The sequence below is a fragment of the Streptomyces sp. NPDC001544 genome (assembly GCF_042894285.1).
Classification (GTDB): Bacteria; Actinomycetota; Actinomycetes; order Streptomycetales; family Streptomycetaceae; genus Streptomyces.
This window is the reverse complement of record NZ_JBIAVN010000004.1, coordinates 208,295-229,110: the sequence shown is the minus strand read 5'-3', so window position 1 is coordinate 229,110 and position 20,816 is coordinate 208,295. Positions and strand designations below refer to the sequence as shown.

Here is a 20,816-nt window from a genome sequence, read left to right as displayed (position 1 = left end):
CGCACCTTGGGGTGCGGGTCCCGGCTCGCTTTATTTCCGGGGTGCTTCTCCCCCGGCGTTTTCGGCCCGTTCTCGCGATTCTCTGCGCCGCTCGTTTGCTGCGGAAATTCCTTGACACGTGCCCGCATCGAGGAAGGTTCCGCATGAACCGCACACGCACCACTCGCGCACGCGACAATCGCCCGTACAGCCGCTTCGGAGGAAGTGCGGAAACAGGCCGCTCCGGCGTTCCGCGCCGTTCCGACGGGTACGGAAACCGGCAGTCCGCAGGGGGCGAGTTCGCGCTTCCGAAGACGGTCACGCCCGCGTTGCCCGCTGTCGGGTCGTTCGCCGATCTCGCCATGCCGGCGCCGTTGCTGACCACGCTCGGCCAGGAGGGCGTGACCGTCCCCTTCCCGATCCAGGCGGCGACCCTGCCGAACTCCCTGACCGGCCGTGACGTGCTCGGCCGTGGCCGCACCGGGTCGGGCAAGACCCTCGCCTTCGGCCTCGCCGTGCTGGCCCGTACGGCGGGCCGACGCGGCGAGCCACGCCGGCCCCTGGCCCTGGTCCTCGTCCCCACCCGGGAGCTGGCCCAGCAGGTCACGGACGCGCTCGCGCCCTACGCCCGCTCCGTGCGCCTGCGGCTCGCCACCGTCGTCGGCGGCATGTCCATCGGCAGGCAGGCCGGTGCGCTGCGCGTCGGCGCGGAGGTGGTCGTCGCGACCCCGGGCCGGCTCAAGGACCTCATCGACCGGGGCGACTGCCGGCTCGACGACGTCGGCATCACGGTTCTCGACGAGGCCGACCAGATGGCCGACATGGGGTTCATGCCCCAGGTCACCGCCCTGCTCGACCAGGTGCCCTCCGAAGGGCAGCGGATGTTGTTCTCGGCCACCCTGGACCGCAACGTCGACCTGCTGGTCCGCCGCTACCTGACCGACCCGGTCGTCCACTCGGTCGACCCGTCGGCCGGTGCCGTCCCCACGATGGAGCACCATGTGCTCCATGTGCGCGACGCGGACAAGCACCGTACGACCACCGAGATCGCGGCCCGGGACGGCCGGGTCATCATGTTCCTGGACACCAAGCACGCCGTGGACCGGCTGACCAAGGACCTGCTGAACAGCGGTGTCCGTGCCGCGGCCCTGCACGGAGGGCGGTCCCAGCCGCAGCGCACCCGCACCCTGGCGCAGTTCAAGGACGGTCACGTCACCGTCCTGGTGGCCACCAACGTCGCGGCCCGCGGCATCCACGTCGACAGCCTCGACCTGGTCGTCAACGTGGATCCGCCCAGCGACCACAAGGACTACCTGCACCGCGGCGGCCGTACGGCCCGCGCCGGGCAGTCCGGCAGCGTCGTCACCCTGGTGACCCCCGCCCAGCGTCGCGGCATGGCCCGGCTGATGGCTTCGGCCGGGATCACCCCGCACATCACGCCGGTCCGCTCGGGCGAGGCGGAGCTGAGCCGCATCACCGGCGCCCAGGCGCCCTCCGGGATCCCGGTGGTCATCACCGCGCCGGTCGTGGAACGCACCCGCCGCGCGTCCTCGCCGTCCCGGAGCCGTCGCGGCCGCACCGGCCAGGGCCGTCCCGCCGGCGCGGGGGTGCGCCGCAGGGCACAGCGCGGGCCCGGGAACGACTCGGCTGCCTAGCGGGCCGGTCCCCGAAGGCCCCGTGGCCTCCCCGGAGCCCCGTGGCCTCCCCGGAGCCCCGTGGCCTCCCGGGAGCCGCAGGGGCCGCCCGGGCCTCCAGGGCCGCCAGGGCCGCCAGGCGCCAGGGCCGCCAAGCCGACCATCCCTCACCCAAGGAGACACCCTTGACGCCAGCGCGGACGCAGTCCCGTGTGCCGGAGCCCGCCCCCGTGACCATGGTCGAGGACATCGACGGGCACGGGCCTCGGGTATGTGACGACATGACCGTCGAGGTGGCTCTGGCCGTGATGGCGGGTGCCCGGGTCGAGTACCTGACCGTGTGCGACGGGGACGACCAGAGCACGGGCCTGATCACGCAGGTCCGGCTCACCGTCCTCCGCGACAGTCCCGCATACACGGACCGGATCCGGCTGCGGGACGTCCTCGACGGATCACCGCCCTCGCCCGCCGCCCGCCCCGGCGGCATCGGAGCGTACGGCCGGGCTCCGGGCGCATGCGCCCTCTCGCGCTGATTCGCCCCGCCTGCACGGCCCGTTCTCCCGCGACTTCTCCCCTGTGAGGCACCATGCGCTGCGTCATCGCCCAGTACCCGTTCGACCTGACCAAGGCCGGGGTGACGGCCTCGATGAAGGACGTCCGGCCCGACCCCGTCACGGGTGAGTCCGTGACCATCGGCCGCCGCCGCTACCCCGTCAAGCAGGTGGGCCAGGTCATCACGCGACAGGACCCTCGTGACTTCACCGCCGGCGAAGTCACGAGGGCCATGACGCGCCTCGGCTTCACCTGCCACGGCCGCCCCGAGGCCGCGCCCGGGGGCGTGAGCGCGGGCGGTCCCGATCTCCTCCGCACCGCGTCCGCACTGCTCGGCGGCACCGGCCCCGGGGCGGTGTGAGGCCGGGCGGTGAACCGCCCTCAGGAGCCCGGTGGGGGCCCTGCCGACGCGCGTCGGCAGGGCCCCCACCGCTGTGCCGCCGTCCGCTCGCAAGCCGTGGGCGGGTGCACCGTGGGCCGGACAACGAGGTGGAGACGGCGTCTCACTCGTCGAAGTAGCTGAGGTCGCCCACGGTCCATGCGCTGACGTCCTTGATCGCGACTCGGTACATGCCACCCGTCTCCGGGATCCCGAGGCTGCCCTGCAGGATCCGCGCGAGATGGAAGTGCAGATGCGTGGGCGCCGCACCGCGATCGGGCCGCTTGCCGCGCGGACGGGCGAAGACGTCCGAGAACGGGCCGAGGCGGTCCGAGTCCTTCAGGACCTCCGCCACCCGCTCCCGCCATACGGCCTCGGGAGCCAACCGGCCGGTGATGACGGCACCGCCGACGACCACGGTCAGCGACATCTGATTGCTTCCCTCGGACTCCACCGCGGCACAGATGGCGACGAGCAGCTCATCAGGATTCGACATGGCAGCAGAGCATATGCGGCCCACCCGTACCACCGCTGCCCGAGGGGGGTGAAGCAGGTGCGCCGACGGCAGGGGCAGGCGGCTCCGGGCAACCGATGAGGGCCGGCCCGAGGGCCGGCCGCGGCAGGCTTGCTCATCCGCCGGACGGATGAAATCTACCTTTGCCAGAGTAGACATTCCCACCTGGCATGGATACGCTTCTTCTCATACGACAGGGTCGAACGAGACCCGCCAGACACGAACTGGCGGGTGGCTGAATACGAAGTACGCAGGTCAGCAGTGGTTGCTCCCGAGAAAGAACGGAGGAGTAGACGCCATCAGGATCGCCCGGCCCGAGACGCACTCGGCCCGGGTACCGCAAGACCCCGGATTGGATGGTGGTCCCCGGTCACGCAGCTGCGATCCCCCGCTCCGCCCTGTCGGGCCGGGTAGCGGAAACAGAAGGTCGGCACGTCAGTAGTGCCGACAGATGGTGTTCAATTTCCTTCGGGGCCCTGGTGCCGTACGGCACCAGGGCCCCTCGACGCGTTGCACAGCGAGGTGACATGACATCGGACAACCCACTGAATGATCGTCTGGACGACGACGACTACCCCGCGTACACGATGGGCCGGGCAGCCGAGATGCTCGGCGCGACTCCCGCCTTCCTCCGAGCCCTCGGTGAGGCTCGTCTGATCACTCCGCTCCGCTCGGAGGGGGGACATCGCCGGTACTCCCGCTACCAACTGCGGATCGCCGCCCGCGCCCGCGAGCTCGTCGACAAAGGGACCCCGATCGAGGCCGCGTGCCGCATCGTCATCCTCGAGGACCAGCTCGAGGAGGCGCAGCGCATCAACGCCGAGTACCGCCGTGCCGCCGGCGAATCGGCGGCCAGTTCCGGATCCGGCTGAACCGCGGGCGCGGGGCCGCGTCCGGAACGCCGTCCGGCGGCCGACGCCAGGCCCGGGCCCGGAAGACGAACCGCCGGCGGCCGAGTCGACGGTCAGCCGGTGAAGAACCGCTCGTCGAGCGCGATGGTCAGCAGCCGGTCCATCGTCAGCGCCGGCTGGGGGCGCGTCACGGGGGCGCTTTCGGCGTACGAGTTGACCTCCCGCACCACCACCCGGCGGCCGTCCGGACGCAGGGTGTCGACCAGCCACACAGCGGCCGAACCGCCCTTCTCCGAGTGCCCCTTGACCTTCTTCACCTTGGTGCCGTCGGGCATGGTCCAGGCCTCGCAGTCACCGGCGACACCGGTGCAGCCCATGTCCTTGGCCAGGAGGGCGGACATGTTGTACTGCGCGTCGGCTTCCACCATGTTCTTCCCCCGGCCGTCGTCGTACACGAGCTCAACCAGGTCGTCGCTCGCGTCCAGGTCGGAGATGGTCCCGCCGTGGGGCAGGTGTGACTTCAGCACACTGGTCATACGGGTGCCGGGTACGTGCTTCGTCCCGGCCGAGGGGCTCGTGGAGTGGCCGTCGTCGGCCGGCAGCGCGGCGATCGCCTTGGCCCAGGCCGGGCTGCGCGCGATGGAGGTCAACCGGTCGGTCGACAGCAGCGGATCGGCTCCGTCGACCGAGCCCTTCTCGCCGCCGCCACCGAACTCCTGCACCGTCACCTGCACCCCGGCCGCGGTGGTGTACACCACGTACCAGCGCTTCTGGCCGGTGTCGCTGTTGGGATAGGTGAACGACTTCGTGGTGCTGAGCACCGCGCCGCCGGGGAGCTTCCGGGTGGTGCACTTGTCGTACGGGCGCACCTCGACCGGGAGGCAGCCGCCATCGCCCTGCTGGTTCGCCGGGACGCCGGGATCCAGCCGCGCGAGGCGGATGTCGATACCGGAGGACCCCTTGCCGGTGGAGTAGGTGAGTTTGGCGGTCGGGGAGATGAAGGGACCGTCCGACTGCGTCCCCCGTCCCGAGGCGTCGGAGACGGTGCCGCCGGGCGGCAGCAGACTCTTCAGCGTGCTGACCATCTCCTCCCCGCTGACCGTCACCGGGGCGGCGGAGGACGACCGTTCGGTGGACTGCCCCGAGGCGCCGGGCCTCGACCGGGTGCCGTCACCGCCCACGCTGTGCACGGCGCCCGTGGCCATCATGGTGCCGCCCACGGTGACCAGCGCGAAGACGGCCGTGGCGGCGGCGACCTGGGTGGCGCGGACCAGTTTCATCCGCCGCCCCCGCGCGACGGACCGCTGCACCAGGTCGGCGGAGTGGGGCGGGAACTCGCCCGCGGCACGGCTCATGGCGCGGGTCAGCCCTTCGTCGAGGTCCTCGTTGAGTGACATGGTGGATCTCCGTTCGTGTGGGCGTCGGTCGGCCCGGGCGCGAGGGGCGCCGCCGGACCGTGCTCGTCATGCGGTCAGGTCGGCCAACTGATCGCCGAGCAGGGCACGCAGCCGTTCCAGGGCACGCCTGCTCTGGGAACGAACGGCTCCCGGCGACACGTGCAGGACCTGTGAGGTCTCCTCCACCGAGCGGTCCTCCCAGTAGCGGAGCACCAGTACGGCACGGTCCTTGGCCGTCATCCGGGCCAGGCCGTCCAGCAGCGTCATCCGCAGCTCCGCGTCCCGCGTCGGGCCGGCCGCCTCGGGCAGCCGGTCGCTGGGGCGTTCGGTGGAGCTGCGGCGGCGGCGCTGGGAGAGGAAGGTCCGCACCAGCACGGTGTCGGCATAGGCCACCGGGGCTTCCACCCGGCTGATCCGCCGCCAGGACCGGTACATCTTGGCGAGGGTCTCCTGAACCAGATCCTCGGCGAGATGCCAGTCGCCTGTGAGCAGGCAGGCGGTCCGGAACAGAGGCCCGCTGCGGGCGGCTGCGAACTCCAGGTAGTCCGCGGGTGCTTCCCTCACGTGTGTCCCTTCATGGTCGGACGTCACCTCTTACACGCGGTGGGGGTGCCTGCGCGTTACGCGTCCGCCGGAATCGGCGTCGCGGATGTGGTGACGGCCGCTCCGGCGGTGATCCGCACACACGGGACGTTCGACGGTACGGCTGCCCGGGCCGGTCACCGGCCCGGGCAGCCCAGGGGCGGCCAAGGGGTCAGCCCCAGGCCTTGTTGAGCTGGTCGGAGTAACCCGACAGGTACCCCTGCAGGTTCGGGTGGAAGACCTCGGAGGCGTGGTTCAGGTCGTTGATCCACGCGTCGGAGCCGCACGCCCCGTGGCCCTTGAACGTGTCGCGCAGGTCGACGAACGTGACCGACTGCTGCGCCGCCGCGGCCTTGGTGCCCTCGGCCAGCGCGTCGGCGAACCCGTTCATGTAGCCGCGCTTGGCGGGGCTGAGGTCGATCACCGGGCAGGTCCCGGTCGGGGAGAGCGCCTCCGGGTAGCCGAGGACGATGATCCTGGCCTGCGGGGCCCGGGACTTGACGTCCCTGTACAGGCCGGCGAGCTCGGTCACCATCTGGTTCCTGGCGTAGGACGACATCCACGACGTGGCCGTCTTGCAGTAGCTGTCCGTGTTCAGCAGACAGTCCTGGGCCACGGAGGAGAACTGGGCGTCGTTGCCGCCGACCGTGAGGGTGACGATGTCGGTGTCGCCGTTGAGGGCGGAGAGCTGCTTGTCGCGCACGTCCGCGATGGTCGCGCCGCTGCAGGAGACGTCCTTCAGCGTGTACTGCGGGTGCGCGGCCTGCGACAGGGCCGGGTAGTCGAGCGTGCTGCGCTTGCAGTCACCGCTGGCCGGGTCGTAGTGACCCGCGCCGACCCCGGATGCGTACGAATCTCCCAGAGCCACGTACTGCTGATCTCCCGCGGCCTGGGCGGGGGCACCGGCCACCGTCGTGAGCCCGGCGAAAGCCAGCACGGCGCCGGCGGCGATCGACGTCAATGTACGCATGAGTTCCTTCTGGATCTTGGGTTCGAATGGATGATCGAGACGCGGAAGGGGAGCTGCCTACGGGACGCTCCTCGCAACTCACCTGTCAGACAGAGAAGTTGGGGTTGGCGTTGGGCCGTCCGAGGAATTCCGCTCACCGGTTCGGGTGACTTACCGCGCGGCCTTCGCTCCTTCGGCGTATGCCGCGCGTGAACTGGGCCCTAGTCACACGACGAGGCCGGCCGTCCGGTCAGAAGAGAACCAGAAGAGAAAGGGACCCCGGATGCGCGTACTGCGCGCCTTCGCAGGGAGCGTCCTCGCATCGCTCCTCCTGCTGATCGGCATCTCCCCGGCCACGGCCCAGGCCGACCACACCCGGCCGGGGCACAGCACGTACTGCCCGACCACCGACCGCGCCCGCGGCACCAACTCGGCGCCGACGACGGCGTACGAGCGGTACTACCTCGACGACTGGCGGCTGGGGCCGAAGTACCTCCCCCAGTCGGGCGCCATCGGCGCGATGCTGAGGGGCTATCAGCGCACCGATCACACCTCCGCCTACTGGTTCCTCGGGTGCTACTGGCAGACGGATCCCACGACGGGGAAGTCGGGCTGGTGGTACCCCGACCACCAGGGCTTCGTGCTGGTGAACGGCAAGCCGGTCGAGCGTCCCGTGACACTCCGCAAGGGGCAGCTGGTCGACCTCTTCGGCAGCGGTCTCGGCAACTTCCTCGCCCCCGCGGGCACTCCGTACGCCAAGCGTGCGCTTCCGCCCAGCAATCTGGACACCTACGTCTCGAGGTATCCGTTCAGCTACCACCTCTACCGGGTGGACCAGCCGTTCACCGTCGAGGCCGGCCCGATCCGTCCCTGGTTCGGCCAGCCCGGCCTGGGCCTGCAGTACGTGACGACGGACACGATCCCCACGCTGGTCACCGCGCACAAGCTGAAGGAGCTGACCTAGGCCGACACGGCCCAGCGACCCGATGGACAGAGCAGAACTCGTCGCGCGACTCCGCCAGGCGGGCGTTCCCGAGGCCTACTACGAGATCGCCGGTGTCCACGACGTGCCCGTCCAGCCCGACGCCTACTACTTCCTGCGGCAGGAGGCGGATGCCTGGACCGTCGGCCTGCGGCAACGCGCCCAGGACAGTGTCATGCGGCGTTGCGGCACCGAGGCCGAAGCCTGCGCGTACCTCTACGACACGCTGACGCGGCTGCCCGCTCCCTCCTCGGCGGCCGCGGAGCCCCTGGAGAGGCTGCTGTCGGACGCCGAGGAGATCCAGCGGCAGGCGTGGGAGGACTTTCGTCGGGGCACCGGGGCGGCCGGTGACGGTTGAGGCCCAGGGCGACGTCACCAGCTGACGGCGTCGTCCATCGACTGCTGCCAGTACGAGACCTTGAGCGAGTCGTCGACGTAGGCGCCCTTCGCGGGGAGTGCCGGGTGGGCGGCCGGGCCGGTGCTCCCACTGCCGGAGCGCCCCTGGAAGTAGACGGTCAGCGTCTTCGCGGTGTGGCCGTTCGAGCCGCTGCCGTCGGTGGCGGACAGGCTCACCGACGCGTACCCGGACTCCCCCGGCTGGAGCGTGACGACCGCCTGCGGCTTCGACTCCTCGATGACCGGCGGCACGGACTGGGCCTCACCGAAGCTGACGGACGGGTAGCCGTAGAGGTAGCAGCTCTTGCTGCCGGTGTTGGTCACCGTGAGCAGCATGTGGTTCACGGGGCGGTTCAGCGGGGCCGCGACCGTCCTGGTGTTGGACCCCTCACAGGTGACCGGCGTGCCCGTGGAGACGGGTGCCTTGGAGGAGACCGAGGTCTTCGAGAGGGACGAGCCGTTCGAGTGGGCGGAGCCCTTCGAGGAGGCCGAGCCGTTCGAGGGGGCCGCGGTGTTCGAGGAGAGCGAGGAGGAGTCGGCGCGGGAGCCCGCGGAGGGGGAGGCGGTGGAGTGGCCCGCGGAGGTGGCCGCCGGTCGGGGCTCGGTGTGCAGACCGGTCCCGTCGCTGCACGCGCTCAGGGAGAGCGCGGCGACGACGACGGTCGCGGCGGCGCCGGCGAGACGGATGCGGGAGGTGCGGAGAGTGGACATGTTGCCGTGCCCCTTCGGTGTTCGGGTGGCGGTGGTGATTGGATGACCGAAGCTTGTGCGGTGATCCGTCCCAACCGCCACGCACAGCGGGGAGTTGGGGACGCTGGAACGCCGAAATGCGCTCTGACCAGGGGAAACGCAAGGGCCCTGGAACGCGCGACTGGAATGCGGGGAATGAGGGGAACGGGTGTCAGGGGCAGGGGAGGCCGGGGAGACCGAGGCGTTCGCACGGCGGCTGCGGGAGCTGAAGGACCGCTCGGGGCTGAGCTACGGGGCGCTGGCCAAGCGGCTGCACATGAGCACGTCGACGCTGCACCGCTACTGCAACGGCACCGCGGTGCCGGTCGAGTACGCACCGGTGGAGCGCCTCGCGAAGGTCTGCCGGGCGACGCCGCAGGAGCTGGTGGAACTGCACCGGCGCTGGATCCTGGCGGACGCGGCGCGTGGGCGCAGGGCGGAACAGGTCACGGAGCGGGAGCCGGCCCGGGACGCCGGTCCGGACGGTCCGGCCGATGCGGTGGATGCGGCGGATCCCGGACGGGGTGAGGGCGGGGCCGTGGGAGAGACCGCATCCGGCAACGGGGCCGAGGGCGACGCCGAGAGCGGTGAGCCGGTTGTCATCGACACGGCGGCCGGGGCCGCGCTGTCCCGGCGTCCCTCCCGGCTGCGTCGTCGCAGCACCGCGCTGATCGCCTCCGCCGCGGTGGTCGCCGCGCTGGGAGCCGTCGTGTACGCCCTGCAGCCGACGCCCCTCCCGGCCGGGGACACCACGGTGCCGGCCTCCACCGGCCCCGTGGAGGCCGGCGCCCCCGGGCAGCCCTCCGCCACCCCGTCCGCCGTCAGGAGCGGACACGGGCCGTCCGCGTCGCCCACCAAGTCCCCCACCGCGGTGGCCGGTTCCCGGAGCACCGGGACCGGCGCCCCGAAGGGCGACGGCAGGCGGAGTGCGGGCCGGCCCGCCGGCGACAACACCTCCGACGCCGTCCCGTTCACCGTCGGCACCCGTCCCTACGTCTACGACAGCCCGTGCAGCCAGCACTTCCTCGTGGACAGCGGACCCGAGCAGGTCGGCCCGCCGGCGAGCGAGCAGGACGCCCCGCGCTGGGCCGCCGCCTACGGGGCGGTCTCGTCGGGCGAACAGCGGATCGCGCTCACCGTCCAGGGCACCGGCGAGGACACCGTCGTCCTGCAGGCGTTGCACGTACGGGTCCTCGCCAAGGGCGCGCCGCTCGCCTGGAACGACTACTCGATGGGCGTCGGCTGCGGCGGCGGCGTCGACACCGAGTCGTTCGACATCGACCTGGACGAGGGCAGCCCCACGGTCACCGTCAAGAACGGCCGGCGCGACTTCCCGTACAAGGTCAGCGAGTCCGACCCGGAGGTCTTCTACGTCACCGCCCACACCAGGGCGCACGACGTGCGCTGGGACCTCACCCTGGACTGGTCCAGCGGCAGCCGTCACGGCACGGTCCACATCGACGACGACGGCACCCCGTTCCGCACCAGCGCGGACGTGGGCCGCCCGGGGTACGACTACCCGCTGGGCGGCGGGGAGTGGATCGTCCGGGAGGGCTGACCCGGTCCTCGCGCGCTCCGGGTCAGGGCGCGGGCGGGGCCGCCTGGACGAGGCCCGACTGGTAGGCGATGACGACGAGAGCCCGGCCAGGGCGATGACGACGGTGAGTCCCGCGAAGACGACCGCGGAACCGGCCGTGCCGGCCGCCAGCCCGGCCGCCTCCTCGGGCGCACGGCCCTGGGCGCGCTCCTCGCGGTAGCGGGAGACGACGAAGACCGCGTAGTCGATGCCGACCGCGAGGCCCAGCATCATCGCCAGGGTGCCGGTCGTCGTGGACAGGCCGAGGGCGTGGGACAGGGCCAGGATCATGGCCATGCTGACGCCGACGCCCATGACGGCGGTGAGCAGCGGCAGCCCGGCGGCGGCCAGTGAACCGAAGGTGATCAGCAGGACGACGGCGGCGATCGCAATACCGATGCCCTCGGCGGCGCCGCCCGCGCCGCCGCGGTCGTCCACCGCGCTCCCGCCGGCCTCGACGGTCAGCCCGGAGTCGTGGGCCCTGTCGATGGCCTTCTGCAGGTGGCTCTTGGCGGCGTCGGTGAGGTCGCTGCCCTTGACCTTGTAGGTGACGGTCGCGTACGCCGTCGTACCGTCCTTGCTGACCGCCTTCGCCCGGAACGGGTCGGCGGCGCTCGCCACCTGCGGGCCGTGGGCCAGTTCGGTGACCGCCTTCTCGACGGTCCGCCTGTTCTCGGCGGCGGTCACCTTCTCACCGTCCGGCGCGACGAAGACGACGCGGGCGCTCGCGCCGTCGGCCCTGGCCCCGGGGAAGCGCTGCTCCAGCAGGTCGAACGCCTTCTGGGACTCGATCCCCGGCATGGAGAACCCCTCGTCGGCGGCCCCCGGGGCCTTGAGCGCGCCGAATCCGACGGCGGCCAGGACGGCCGCCCAGACAAGGGCGACGTACCAGCGCCGCCGGAAGGCCAGACGGCCCACTCGATACAGGAAGGTAGCCACGGCAGGAGGTCTCCACATCTGGTGCCGACTGTCCGCCAAGGCTCTCCGGGAACGTGCCCTCCTGTCGTCGTGCGCCTGCCGACACTTCCGGCTACTGAGAACGCAGTACGGCCCGGCCGCCGGATCCCCCGCGGGTACTACCGCGGGGGACCTCCTGTACCGCTACCGGGACCCTGCTAGTCGACGTCCACCGGGCCGTCGTTCGACTTGCGCTCCTTGCCCGCGCGCAACTGGAGCAGGCCGTTGTCCTTGTTCTGCTCCGGGCGGCGATCGTCGGACTCCTGGCCGTTCAGGTTCTGCCGGACCGAGTCGAGGATCGTCAGGCCCTGGGACACCAGGCCCGCGGCGATCTCACCGAGGCCGTCCGCGCCGTTCAGCACGTTGACGTTGGCGCCGGCCAGGCCGCCGGCGGCCTCCTTCACGATCTGCGGGAGCTGGTCGATCAGCATCCGGTCCAGGGCGACCCGGTCGTAGGAGGCCGCGGCCTCCGCCTGGATCTTCATGCGCTGCGCTTCGGCGGCGGCGAGGATCCTGACCCGTTCGGCCTCCGCCTCGGCCGGCTTGACGACCTCGGCCACCAGCTGCTGCTGGCGCAGCTTGGCCTGGCGCAGCGCCAGCTCGGTCTGGGCGGCGAGCACCTCCTGCTGGGCGTGCGCCTGCGCCAGCGGTCCGGCCTGCGCGGACTGCGCCTGGGCGCGGTCCACCTCGGCCGCGTACTCGGCCTTCACGACGGCGGTCTGCCGCGCGTACTCGGCCTGCTTGCGGGCCGCCGCCTGCTCCGCCTCGACCGCGGCCTGGGTGGCCTGTGCCTGGGCGATCTGCGCCTGCCGCTGGATGGCCGCCTTGTGCGGCGCGGACATCGCGTCGATGTAGCCGGTGTCGCCGTCGTCGATCGACTGGATCTGCAGCGAGTCGACGATCAGGCCGATCTTCGCCATCTCCGTCTTCGAGGTGTCCAGGACCTCGGCGGCGAGCTTCTGCCGCTCGGTGACGATCTCCTCGACGGTCATCGAGCCGATGATGGCCCGCAGGTGACCGGCGAAGATCCGGCCGGTGAGCACCGACATCTGTTCCTGGTCGGAGAGGAACCGCTGGCCCGCGTTGATGATGCTCTCGTGGTCGTTGCCGACCTTGAAGGCGATGACCGCGCGGACGTGCAGCGCTATGCCCTGCCTGGTCACACAGGTCTCGGTGACCTCGGACTCGCACATCGACAGGGTCAGGAAACGGACCTTGCGGAAGACCGGCAGGACGAACTTCCCGTGCCCGGTCACCACCCGGAACGGCGCGCCCCCCAGTCCCCGCCGGCCACCCGAGATCAACATCGCCTCGTCGGGGGCGGGTACGCGGTATCCGAACATTGCTTGTACTCCTCAACCGGCGCCGGCGGTGTCGTCGCCGAGCGCGTCCAATGGATCCACCCACTCGATGACGCCGACCTCGCGGCATCCCCGTGATTCGATCACCAGCACCGTCGCCCCCGTGGGCAGGGGATCCTCCGACCAGGCGAGGAAGGTCTCCGAACCGCCTCTGACCTTGACCAGGATCTCTCCGGGGCCCGCGGATCCGCGGGTTCCGATGAGTACCTTCCCCGTGCAGCCGATCACGGCCTCGTCCTGCGGCATCACCGGCCGTCCTCCTCGTTCTGGCCCCGGCATTGACGACGATAGACCCAGTGGGGCCGGGGACCAACGGGAGGGATGCCGACCGTGATCGGGGCGGGCCCGGACGGGTCCGTCAGGCGGGGGAGCCGTTCCCGTCCGCCGTCGGCAGGGCGACCAGGAGCAGGGTGACGTCGTCGTCATGGGCGGCGGTGTCCGGGATGAGGGCGCCGATCAGCCGGGAGGCGGCCTCGTCGAGGATGCGCGGGTCCGCGGGCGCGCCCTTCAGCGTGACCTCGAGGGTGTGGGCGAGGACGTCGATCTGGACGTCGATGTCGGTGCCCGGCCGCTCGACCAGTCCGTCCGTGCACAGGGCGAGGGTGCTGCCGGGCGGCAGCGGCCGCGTCGTCTCCCGGAACGGCTCCCCACCGCCGCCGAGGTCGCTCACGCCCAGCGGCACGCCGACCGGCGCCGGCAACCGGTGGGCGGGCCCGTCCGGCGGCAGGGCGATGACCGGCAGATGCCCGGCGGAGCACACGGTGACCTCGCCTGCGTCCTGGTCGATCACCAGGTAGGCGCAGGTGACGAGCTGGTCCCCCAGGTCACCGACGAACGCGTCCAGCCCGGTCATGAGCCGGCTGGGCGATACGCCCGTGCGGGCCAGCGCGTGGGACGCGGCGCGCAGTTGGCCCATGACGGCGGCGGCCTCCAGGCCCCGGCCCATCACGTCGCCGATGACGATGCCCGTACGGTCCCGGTCCAGGGGGATGATGTCGAACCAGTCGCCGCCGACTCCGGGGCCCTGGACGGACGCCAGGTACCGGTGGGCGCTGGGCAGGTGGGGCAGCCGGGGCGGTTCGCCCATGAGGCTGTGCTGCAGGGTGTAGGCGATGCGCCGTTGCTGCTCGTAGCGTTCGGCGCGGTCGGCCTCGGCCTGTCTGCGTTCGGTGATGTCCCGGACGGTCAGGAAGATCAGCGTCTCCTGTTCGGCCTGGAGGGTGCTGACGCTCACCTCCACGGGGAACTCACGGCCGTCGCCGTGCAGCCCGTACAGGTCCCTGTCCAGGACCATCGGCTTCGCGTCGGGCAGCCGGAGGTACCCGTCGAGGAGCGCCCTGTGTCTGCGGCGCCGTGGGCCGGGCACCAGGTCGACGACCTCGGCTCCGACGAGGTCGGCCGAGCCGCGGCCGAACAACCGTTCCACCTGTGCGTTGGCCATGACGATGGTGCCGTCGCCGTCGGTGATCAGGATGGCGTCGGGGGCGGATTCCAGCAGTGCGAGGAAGCGCCGGTGGGCCCGCTGCACCTCGCGCTGGGCCGCGACCCGTGCGGTGATGTCGGTGACCACGCCGCCCACGGCGTACGGTCTGCCGGAGGAGTCGGTGAGCGGGAACAACGAGGTGAGGACGTCCTTGGGGCCTCCCGGCAGGTCGAGCACCTCCTCCCGCTGCACCGGGGTGCCCCGGGCCAGCATGTCGGCATCGGCGGTCCGCATGTGCCGTGCCAGGCCGGGCGGCAGGACGTCCCGGTCCCTCAGGCCCAGTGCCCGTTCACGGGACAGGCCCGTCTCCTGCTCGAACCTCGTGTTGACCGCCAGGAAGCGGCCGTCGAGGTCCTTGATGAACACCGCCGCCGGCGTGTGGTCCATGAACGCCTGCAGCAGCGCGTTCTGCCGCACCTGCTGTTCGGCGCGGGCGTGCGCCACCTCGATACGGCGGCCCACGCCCAGGGCGACGAAGATGACCGCGGCGAACGCGGTCACCTGGCCGCACACCAGCAGCGCGACGCCCAGCCGCGTCCCGTACAGTCCCGCGTCCTCACCGGCCAGGACGGCCCAGCCCAGCAGCGGCGGCACGACGAGGATGGTGGCGAGCAGTCGGCGGCCCAGCGCGCCCGTGGTGCCCGCGTTCATCAGCAGCCCCGCGGGGCCTTCGTCCGCACGGGCCAGGAAGACGGCGATGCCCAGCAGCACCAGGGCGAGCGCGGTGTGCAGGGCCATGCCCGTGTAGTCGCCGAACCGTTCCAGCTGGGGCACGCCGTAGGCGAACCCGTAGAGCCGGAGCATGCCCAGGGTGAGGACGACGAGGCCGGGAATCTGGCTCGTCCAGGCGGGCAGCCGCCGCGTGCTCGCGCACAGTGACGCCACGCTCCCGAGCGTCAGCGCCACGGCCGTGTTGGGCGCCATCCGTCCGGGTGTCCCCGTCGCCACCCTCGCGGTGTCGTCCTGGAAGAGAAGCTGGTCGATGCCCAGGTGCGCCCCGGTCACGTACTCCGCGACGGTGAGCCCGCCGATCAGGCCGGCCAGGACGGCGGCCGTACGGGCCACGGTGACCGTCCGCGGCGTCAGTGGTCCCCGGGCCGGCAGGAACACGGAAAGGCCCAGCGCCAGCAGGGCCACGGCCGTGTTCGGCTTCATGGACGCGTCGACACCGGGCAGGACGCTCTTCAGGACGCCGACGTCGAAGATCCAGCCGGACAGGCCGACCGCGCCGATCAGGGCGGCCAGCAAAGAGGCACCGAGGGCAACGGCGCGGGCGGCGGCCAGAGCGGGCGCATGGAACGACAGGACCGCGCCCTGCTCTGCTCCGGGTACGGCAGTCGGCTCGGGCGCCCGCTGCTCTCGTTTCACCGATCCATCACCTTTTGACCGAATTCCCCCAATTAATATCATCCGGCTTGAAGGCGTGAAAGGGATACGTTCGGGCCGCGGACGCGATCCTGACGGTGACGGGCGACTACCGGACGGTGATCGTCACCGTCGCCGTGCTGGTCGCGGCGGGGAGACGGGTGGTGTCCACGGCCAGGTACTCGCCGTCGCCCTGCGCGCCGTTCGGGAGGGTCTTGGCGTGCAGGGCGTAGGGCGGGGTGGGGGTCGAGCCGGAGACGCCGAAGTCGCTGTCGTTGCTGACGACGACGGTGCGGCCGCCGTCCGTCGTGGCGACGCCCTCGATCTTGTCGTGGCCGAAGAAGCCACCGGTCGGATCCAGGCTGCTGACCAGGCCGCCGAGGTCCAGGTAGAGGCTCTTGGCGACGGGGGCGATGCCCGCGGACTTCAGGGCGCTCATGGCGGCCGCCGTGCTGCCGGCGCCCACGTAGTGGGGGCGGCCTGTGCGGGAGACGGCACCGCGCTCAGGGCGGCGCCGGCGAGTACCGCCGCGGCGGGGAGGGCGAGACGCAGGGGCCTGGGAAGGAGGGAGGCCACGGCGTTGATCCTCCATCAATTCCCTTGTTGCGTCGATGAATTGACGGTCACAGTGTCCTGAGAACGGGCTGTGGACGCCGTGGGCGGGAGGTGGCGAGCTGCGGCGCGTAATCGGGCAGGACGATGTCCTCGGCGGTCCTGCGGGCGATGTTCGACGCCATGTTCTTGCCCGGGAGGTAGGGCAGCAGCCGGTAGTAGCGGTTGAGGAACGCGGCCAGGGCGCGGCTGCCGGGGACCATCAGCCGGGCCACACCGTCGCCCATCTTCTGGCAGCCCCGTGCGTAGGCGCGCATCCGGTCCTCGTACTGCGCGAACGCCACCGTGTGGTCGCCGTGTGCGGCGGCCAGTTCGCCCGCGAGGACGTACGCGCCGACCAGCGCCAGGCCGGAGCCCATCCCGGAGAGGGAGGACGGGCAGTGGGCGGCGTCGCCGAGCAGGGCGACACGGCCCCGGGACCAGGTGTCCATGTGGACCTGGGCGACCGAGTCGAAGTAGAAGTCGGGTGCGTGCCGCATCGCCTCCAGCAGGCGGTCGCTCTCCCAGCCGTTGCCGGCGAAGTGCTCGGCGAGGACGGCCTGCTGGCGGGGCACGTCACGGCGGTGGAGGTCCAGGCGCGGTGAGGCGAAGTAGAAGACCGCCCTGGCCTCTGCGTTGTGGCGGGCGCTGTGGAGGCCGACGAACCTGCCCGCCGTGCGGAAGACGTGGCCGGTGTGGTCGAGGCCGAGGTAGTTGTCCGTGGTGAAGATCGCGCAGTGGACGCCGAGATGGCGGACGAACCGCTCCTCGGGGCCGAACACCAGGCGGCGGGTGGTGGAGTGCAGCCCGTCCGCGCCGATCACCAGGCCGAACCTGCGCGGCGCGGAGCGTTCGAAGGTGGCGGTCACGCCGTCGGCGTCCTCGGTGAGCGAGGTGACGGAGTCGCCGAAGACGTACTCGGTGTGCTCCTTGGTGGCGTCGTAGAGGATGCGGGACAGGTCGCCGCGCAGGACCTCGATGTCCCCGGCGAACAGGTCGGCGGGCATCTCGGCCACGGGCCTGCCCGCACTGTTGACGTACTTCATGGAGCCCGTGCCGGTCCGGGCGCGTTCGAGTTCCGGCAGGATGCCCATCGCACGCAGCACGGACAGGTGTGCCTCGCCGCGGAAGTCGACGGCGTAACCGCCGTCCCGCAGGGCGGGGGCGCGCTCCACGATCGTCGGGCGGAAGCCGTGGCGGTGCAGCCAGTAGGCGAGGGCGGGACCGGCGACGGAGGCGCCGGAGATCAGGACGTCGGTGTTCTTGGCGTTCGGTGAGTTCGTCATGCCGTAGAGACTGCGCCCGGCCGCTCACCGGACGGTCACCGCCGGCTCACCGCCTCGGTGAGGGCCTCGGGCAGGCCCAGCAGGCGCAGCGCGTCCGGCAGGGCCGTCCCGGGCACGGCCGCCGTGGCGGACTCGGCAGCTTCCCGGTAGCGGGCCCGGGCCGCGGCGCGGTCGCCGTGTGTCTCGGCGATCCGGCCGAGCCCGGCCAGCGTCCGGACCCGGTTGCCGAGGCCCTTCACCCAGTGCGGGTCGAGCTGTTCCAGGGCCTGGGTGTAGAGGTCCTCCGCCGTGGCCGGGTCCCGCTCCAGCAGGGCGAGGTCGGCCAGGCCGCGCTGGGCGGCGGCCAGTGCGGCCGGGCTGCCCGCGCGGCGGGCGAGGTCGGCGGCCCGCGTGTAGTCGGCGCGCGCCGCCGCCGGGTCGGCGTCCACGCGGTGGTCACCCCGGTTGACCAGCAGGTCCGCGCAGTCCTCCAGGGCGCCGAGCCGCTCGGCGAGGCCGAGCGCCTCGTCCGTGAGGGCGACCGCCCGCTCGCGGTCGCCACGCCCGGCCGCCAGAGCGGCCAGCGCGTCCAGGGCCAGCGCGGCACCCCATCGGTCGCCCAGCGCGCGGAACTCCTCGACGGCCGTGCGGAACGCGTCCTCGGCGTCCGCCGCTTTCCCCTCGCCGAGGGGCCCGAAGGCGGACACGTACCGCGCGGCCGCCCTGACCCACGGGTCGGACCGCTCCCGCTGGGCCGAGACCAGGGCGAACGCGCCCGGGGCGTCGCCGTCGCCCGCGTTGCGCATCATCCACAGCAGCAGGCCGGCCGGGTAGCGGCCCGGCCGGTCGCCGGACCACACCTCGGTCAGGGCCTTCCCGGCCGACGCACGATGCCGGTGCCACACCGCCCGGCCGCCCGGACCGGACGCGGCGAGCAGCACGCAGATCGCGTACTCCTCGCCGAGCCCGGCCGGCGGGGTGCCGCCCACGATGTCGAGGAGGGCACCCGCCTGCGGTGCCGCCGTGCCGGACGCGCCGCGGATCCACAGGTACGCCGATGCCGAGGCGAGCAGTTCCAGCGCGACCCCGACCCCGTCCACACGGTCCCGCTCCGCACCACCCCACGCCGCCCGGTCCCCGTCCGCACCATCCCGCACCGCACCGGCTCGCGCCCCACCGCCGCCGTCCACACGGTCCCCGTCCGCACCGCCCCACGCCGCACCGGCTCGCGCCCCACCGCCGCCGTCCACACGGCCCCGGCCCACACCGCCCCACGCCGAGCGGTCCCCGTCCGCACCGCCCCCCGCCACACCGCCCCCCGCCGAGCGGTCCCCGTCCGCACCGCCCCCCGCCACGCCGACCGCCCAGCGCACCGCCGCCAGCAGGTCGGGCTGTTCCGCCGTGAGTGCCTCCAGCCACTGGAGTTGTTCGGCGCGCCGGAGCCACGGGTCGGCGGCGCGCAGCCGGTCGAGCAGGGTCGCGGCATGGGCCTGCCGCACCGCGTCCGTCTCCCCCGCGGCGTCCAGCCGTTCGGCGGCGTAGGCGCGGATCGTCGCCAGCATGCGGTACCGGCCGCCCGCCCGGTCCAGCAGGGACTTGTCGGCCAGCGACTCCAGCGTGTCCTCGTCCGTGCCGCAGACCCGGCGGGCGGACTCGGGGCTCGCGCCCGCCGCGAACACGGAGAAGCGCCGCGCGGCCCGTCGCTCCGGCTCGTCGAGCAGCTCCCAGCTCCACTCGACGACCGAGCGCAGCGTCCGGTGCCGTTCATCGGCGGTGCGGCTGCCGCGCGCGGACACGGCGAGCCGGTCGTGGAGGCGCTCGGCGAGCTCGTCCAGGCTCAGGGTGCGCAGCCGGGCCGCCGCGAGTTCGATGGCCAGGGGCAGGTCGTCGAGGGCCGCGCAGATCCGCCGTACGGTGTCCGGGGCGGGGACGAACGCGCGGCGCACGGCGCGGGCCCGGTCGGTGAACAGTTCCGCCGCCGCCGCGTCGTCGAGCGGCCGTACGGGGTGGAGGTGCTCGCCGATGACGCCCAGCGGCTCCCGGCTCGTCGCCAGCACCCGCAGGCGCGGGCACGTCGTCAGCAGCCGGGCCGCCAGTACGGCGCTCTCCTCGACCAGGTGCTCGCAGTTGTCCAGGGCGAGCAGGAGCATCCGGCCCGACAGCGCGGCGACCAGCCGGTCCAGCGGGTCCCGGTCGCCAGCCGCCGCATGCAGTCCGTTCTCGCGCAGGCCGAGGGCGCCGAGCACGGCCTGCGGCAGCACGGCGGGGTCGCGCAGCGCGCCGAGTTCCACGAAGCACACCTCGTCGGACTCCGCCCGGGCGACCTCCGCGGACAGCCGGGTCTTGCCGACGCCTCCCGGCCCGGTCAGCGTCACCAGGCGGGTGGTGCGCAGGAGTTCACGCACCTCGGCGACCTCGGCCGAGCGGCCGACGAAGGACGTCAGCGGGGCCGGTGGGCCGGTGAGCGAGGGCGACGGGTCGGAGTTCAGCAACTCGCCGTGCAGACCGGTCAGTTCGGCGGACGGATCGGCGCCGAGCTCGTCGGCGAGGTGCCGTCGTACCCGCTCGAACACCAGCAGCGCCTCGGCCTGCCCGCCGTCGGCGGACAACGCCCGCATCAGCAGCCCGGCGAGACGTTCGCGCAGCGGATGACGGTCGACCAGCTCCCGCAACTCCGGCACGGACGCGCGGTGTTCGCCGAGCCGCAGCTCGGCCTCGATCCGGTCCTCCAGCACGGTCAGCCGCAGCTCCTCCAGCCGTACGGCGGCGGCGCGGGCCGGCTCGCTGTCGGCGGCGTCGGCGAGCGCCTGGCCCCGCCACAGTCCCAGTGCCGTGCGCAGCAGGGTGACCGCGCGCTCCGCGTCCCCTTCCCGCAGCGCCGCCCGGCCCTCCCGTGCCAGGCGTTCGAACCGGCCGGCGTCGACGTCGTCCGCGTCGACGACGACGCGGTAGCCGGTCCCGGCCCGCTCGATCAGCTCCGCCCGCCCCAGGGCCGAGCGCAGCCGGGACACCTGCGACTGCAGTGCGTGCGCGGACGGGACCCCCTGCGTCCCGCCGCCCCCGTGCGCCGCCGCGGCCCCGACGGCCGCGACACCGTCGGCGAGCCGGTCACCGGGGACGACCTCACCGGGCCTGACGAGCAGCAGGGTGAGCAGTGCCCGCCGCGCCGGCCCGCCCAGCGACACCTCCGCCCCGTCGTCGCCCCACACCTGCGTGCCGCCGAGGATTCCGAAGCGCATGCGCGCGATTATCCACCCCGGTACCGGAGTTGGGG

General features: G+C 72.6%; 18 protein-coding genes and 1 pseudogene. 7 read left to right on the top strand and 12 right to left on the bottom strand.

Going from position 1 to position 20,816, the window contains the following annotated elements; translation table 11 throughout:
• Positions 1–143 precede the first annotated feature (143 nt).
• From ACFY0F_RS13855 to ACFY0F_RS13845, 3 genes are all read left to right on the top strand, one after another.
• Entirely contained in the window at positions 144–1,634 is a 1,491-nt protein-coding gene (locus ACFY0F_RS13855) for a DEAD/DEAH box helicase (protein ID WP_388792793.1), read from the top strand.
• Between the two features lie 164 nt (positions 1,635–1,798).
• Positions 1,799–2,146 (top strand): CBS domain-containing protein, encoded by a 348-nt coding sequence (locus tag ACFY0F_RS13850; protein ID WP_388792791.1) that lies wholly within the window; start codon positions 1,799–1,801, stop codon positions 2,144–2,146.
• A 53-nt stretch (positions 2,147–2,199) separates the two neighbouring features.
• Positions 2,200–2,526 carry an SCO5918 family protein gene (locus tag ACFY0F_RS13845; protein ID WP_388792789.1) on the top strand — a complete coding sequence of 109 codons (327 nt, stop codon included), beginning with the start codon at positions 2,200–2,202 and terminating at the stop codon, positions 2,524–2,526.
• A gap of 142 nt (positions 2,527–2,668) precedes the next feature.
• On the opposite strand, the gene ACFY0F_RS13840 is transcribed toward ACFY0F_RS13845, so the two are convergent.
• On the bottom strand, positions 2,669–3,040 hold the full coding sequence (locus ACFY0F_RS13840) for a hypothetical protein (protein ID WP_388792787.1): 372 nt from the start codon (positions 3,038–3,040) through the stop codon (positions 2,669–2,671).
• 545 nt (positions 3,041–3,585) lie between these two features.
• Between ACFY0F_RS13840 and ACFY0F_RS13835 the strand changes: the two genes are divergently transcribed.
• The gene (locus ACFY0F_RS13835; RefSeq protein ID WP_388792786.1) at positions 3,586–3,930 is read left to right on the top strand and encodes a MerR family transcriptional regulator; all 345 of its coding nucleotides are present in this window, start codon (positions 3,586–3,588) and stop codon (positions 3,928–3,930) included.
• A gap of 92 nt (positions 3,931–4,022) precedes the next feature.
• Here the strand turns inward: ACFY0F_RS13835 and ACFY0F_RS13830 are convergent, their stop codons facing one another.
• The 3 genes from ACFY0F_RS13830 to ACFY0F_RS13820 form a co-directional block, all read right to left on the bottom strand.
• The gene (locus tag ACFY0F_RS13830) at positions 4,023–5,306 is read right to left on the bottom strand and encodes a hypothetical protein (protein WP_388792785.1); all 1,284 of its coding nucleotides are present in this window, start codon (positions 5,304–5,306) and stop codon (positions 4,023–4,025) included.
• A 66-nt stretch (positions 5,307–5,372) separates the two neighbouring features.
• The gene (locus tag ACFY0F_RS13825) at positions 5,373–5,870 is read right to left on the bottom strand and encodes a SigE family RNA polymerase sigma factor (RefSeq protein WP_388792783.1); all 498 of its coding nucleotides are present in this window, start codon (positions 5,868–5,870) and stop codon (positions 5,373–5,375) included.
• 190 nt (positions 5,871–6,060) lie between these two features.
• A complete protein-coding gene (locus tag ACFY0F_RS13820) occupies positions 6,061–6,858 on the bottom strand; it encodes an SGNH/GDSL hydrolase family protein (RefSeq protein WP_388792781.1) in 798 nt (265 codons plus the stop codon).
• Between the two features lie 262 nt (positions 6,859–7,120).
• Between ACFY0F_RS13820 and ACFY0F_RS13815 the strand changes: the two genes are divergently transcribed.
• Together ACFY0F_RS13815 and ACFY0F_RS13810 are read left to right on the top strand one after the other, a co-directional pair.
• On the top strand, positions 7,121–7,801 hold the full coding sequence (locus ACFY0F_RS13815; protein WP_388792779.1) for a TNT domain-containing protein: 681 nt from the start codon (positions 7,121–7,123) through the stop codon (positions 7,799–7,801).
• 22 nt (positions 7,802–7,823) lie between these two features.
• Positions 7,824–8,177, top strand: coding sequence for a hypothetical protein (locus ACFY0F_RS13810; protein WP_388792777.1), 354 nt, complete (start codon positions 7,824–7,826; stop codon positions 8,175–8,177).
• A gap of 14 nt (positions 8,178–8,191) precedes the next feature.
• Here ACFY0F_RS13810 and ACFY0F_RS13805 read toward each other — a convergent pair whose 3' ends face one another.
• A complete protein-coding gene (locus ACFY0F_RS13805; protein ID WP_388792775.1) occupies positions 8,192–8,926 on the bottom strand; it encodes a DUF4232 domain-containing protein in 735 nt (244 codons plus the stop codon).
• A 187-nt stretch (positions 8,927–9,113) separates the two neighbouring features.
• On the opposite strand from ACFY0F_RS13805, the gene ACFY0F_RS13800 reads away from it, so the two are divergent.
• Positions 9,114–10,502: a helix-turn-helix domain-containing protein gene (locus tag ACFY0F_RS13800; RefSeq protein WP_388792773.1), complete on the top strand. Its 1,389-nt coding sequence runs from the start codon at positions 9,114–9,116 to the stop codon at positions 10,500–10,502.
• A 75-nt stretch (positions 10,503–10,577) separates the two neighbouring features.
• Here the strand turns inward: ACFY0F_RS13800 and ACFY0F_RS13795 are convergent.
• The 7 genes and pseudogenes from ACFY0F_RS13795 to ACFY0F_RS13765 all read right to left on the bottom strand — a co-directional run.
• Positions 10,578–11,459, bottom strand: a pseudogene (locus ACFY0F_RS13795) (MMPL family transporter); the annotation flags it as partial.
• Positions 11,460–11,635: 176 nt separating this feature from the next.
• The gene (locus ACFY0F_RS13790) at positions 11,636–12,820 is read right to left on the bottom strand and encodes a flotillin family protein (RefSeq protein WP_388792771.1); all 1,185 of its coding nucleotides are present in this window, start codon (positions 12,818–12,820) and stop codon (positions 11,636–11,638) included.
• A 12-nt stretch (positions 12,821–12,832) separates the two neighbouring features.
• Entirely contained in the window at positions 12,833–13,084 is a 252-nt protein-coding gene (locus ACFY0F_RS13785; RefSeq protein ID WP_388792770.1) for a hypothetical protein, read from the bottom strand.
• Between the two features lie 112 nt (positions 13,085–13,196).
• A complete protein-coding gene (locus tag ACFY0F_RS13780) occupies positions 13,197–15,689 on the bottom strand; it encodes a SpoIIE family protein phosphatase (RefSeq protein ID WP_388792768.1) in 2,493 nt (830 codons plus the stop codon).
• Positions 15,690–15,795: 106 nt separating this feature from the next.
• Complete coding sequence (locus tag ACFY0F_RS13775; protein WP_388792766.1) at positions 15,796–16,125, bottom strand: hypothetical protein; 330 nt, start codon at positions 16,123–16,125, stop codon at positions 15,796–15,798.
• A gap of 184 nt (positions 16,126–16,309) precedes the next feature.
• Positions 16,310–17,563 (bottom strand): FAD-dependent monooxygenase, encoded by a 1,254-nt coding sequence (locus ACFY0F_RS13770; protein ID WP_388792764.1) that lies wholly within the window; start codon positions 17,561–17,563, stop codon positions 16,310–16,312.
• A gap of 35 nt (positions 17,564–17,598) precedes the next feature.
• Positions 17,599–20,781, bottom strand: a complete 3,183-nt coding sequence (locus tag ACFY0F_RS13765) for an ATP-binding protein (RefSeq protein WP_388792762.1) — start codon at positions 20,779–20,781, stop codon at positions 17,599–17,601.
• Positions 20,782–20,816: the final 35 nt, after the last annotated feature.

Coding starts and splice junctions, on each gene's coding strand:
- ACFY0F_RS13815 (WP_388792779.1), top strand. CDS start 7,121: ATGCGCGTACTGCGCGCCTTCGCAGGGAGCGTCCTCGCATCGCTCCTC.
- ACFY0F_RS13785 (WP_388792770.1), bottom strand. CDS start 13,084: ATGCCGCAGGACGAGGCCGTGATCGGCTGCACGGGGAAGGTACTCATC.
- ACFY0F_RS13820 (WP_388792781.1), bottom strand. CDS start 6,858: ATGCGTACATTGACGTCGATCGCCGCCGGCGCCGTGCTGGCTTTCGCC.
- ACFY0F_RS13840 (WP_388792787.1), bottom strand. CDS start 3,040: ATGTCGAATCCTGATGAGCTGCTCGTCGCCATCTGTGCCGCGGTGGAG.
- ACFY0F_RS13835 (WP_388792786.1), top strand. CDS start 3,586: ATGACATCGGACAACCCACTGAATGATCGTCTGGACGACGACGACTAC.
- ACFY0F_RS13855 (WP_388792793.1), top strand. CDS start 144: ATGAACCGCACACGCACCACTCGCGCACGCGACAATCGCCCGTACAGC.
- ACFY0F_RS13770 (WP_388792764.1), bottom strand. CDS start 17,563: ATGACGAACTCACCGAACGCCAAGAACACCGACGTCCTGATCTCCGGC.
- ACFY0F_RS13845 (WP_388792789.1), top strand. CDS start 2,200: ATGCGCTGCGTCATCGCCCAGTACCCGTTCGACCTGACCAAGGCCGGG.
- ACFY0F_RS13775 (WP_388792766.1), bottom strand. CDS start 16,125: ATGAGCGCCCTGAAGTCCGCGGGCATCGCCCCCGTCGCCAAGAGCCTC.
- ACFY0F_RS13790 (WP_388792771.1), bottom strand. CDS start 12,820: ATGTTCGGATACCGCGTACCCGCCCCCGACGAGGCGATGTTGATCTCG.
- ACFY0F_RS13810 (WP_388792777.1), top strand. CDS start 7,824: ATGGACAGAGCAGAACTCGTCGCGCGACTCCGCCAGGCGGGCGTTCCC.
- ACFY0F_RS13765 (WP_388792762.1), bottom strand. CDS start 20,781: ATGCGCTTCGGAATCCTCGGCGGCACGCAGGTGTGGGGCGACGACGGG.
- ACFY0F_RS13805 (WP_388792775.1), bottom strand. CDS start 8,926: ATGTCCACTCTCCGCACCTCCCGCATCCGTCTCGCCGGCGCCGCCGCG.
- ACFY0F_RS13830 (WP_388792785.1), bottom strand. CDS start 5,306: ATGTCACTCAACGAGGACCTCGACGAAGGGCTGACCCGCGCCATGAGC.